The 702-nt window shown below is 82.6% G+C and carries 1 pseudogene; it reads right to left on the reverse strand.

Annotated elements, in window-relative coordinates:
- Positions 1–702, reverse strand: a pseudogene (locus tag V6V16_RS27780) (SCO7613 C-terminal domain-containing membrane protein); the annotation flags it as partial.

Consider the following 702-nt stretch of genomic DNA (forward strand, 5'->3'; position numbering starts at 1 on the left):
CGGGCACCGCCGCGCCGGGGAAGGCCGCGCCGCCCGCGGGCGCCGAGGCCCCTGCGGGCGGGGCGACCCCGGTCGCGGTCGCCGCGGCCCCCCGGCGGCGCAGCGCGACCAGCACCGCCAGGTCGAGCAGCGCCACCCCGAGGAAGACCATCGACCAGCCGGCGGCGTCCGGCCGGGAGCCGACGGCGAGCAGGGGCAGCACCGGCTGGGCGGTCAGCAGGGCCGCGAACCACGGCACGGTCAGCCCGCTGAGCCGGGCGTACCCGGCGGCGACCGCCGCGCTGGCCCCCCCGACCAGCGCGGCGTACCGGGTGGCGGGCCAGTCCGCCGCGCCGGCCAGGTCCACCGCCCAGGCGGCGTACCCGTCGAGGAGCACCAGCAGCAGTCCCACCGCGGCGAAGGTCTCCGCGGTGCCGCGCAGCCCGCGCCGCACCGCCACCAGCGGCGCGGCCAGGGCGAGCGCGGTGAACGCGGCCAGGATCAGGGCCCGGCCGGCCACGCCGACCGCCGCCCAGGCGACCGCCGTGAAGACCACCGCCGCGGTGCCCAGCAGCAGTCCGCCGAGGACGAAGAGCAGGCTCTGCACCGTCCGGGTGGAGGTCTCCGCCCCGCCGACGCCGGCCGGCGCGGGGAGCGGGGCAGCCGAGCCGGGCCACCCCGACGCCGGGCGCGGCGGCGCGGCGCCGGCCCCGGGGCGGGCCG

This window comes from Micromonospora sp. CPCC 205561 (assembly GCF_036906775.1).
In the GTDB taxonomy this organism is placed as follows: Bacteria; Actinomycetota; Actinomycetes; order Mycobacteriales; family Micromonosporaceae; genus Micromonospora.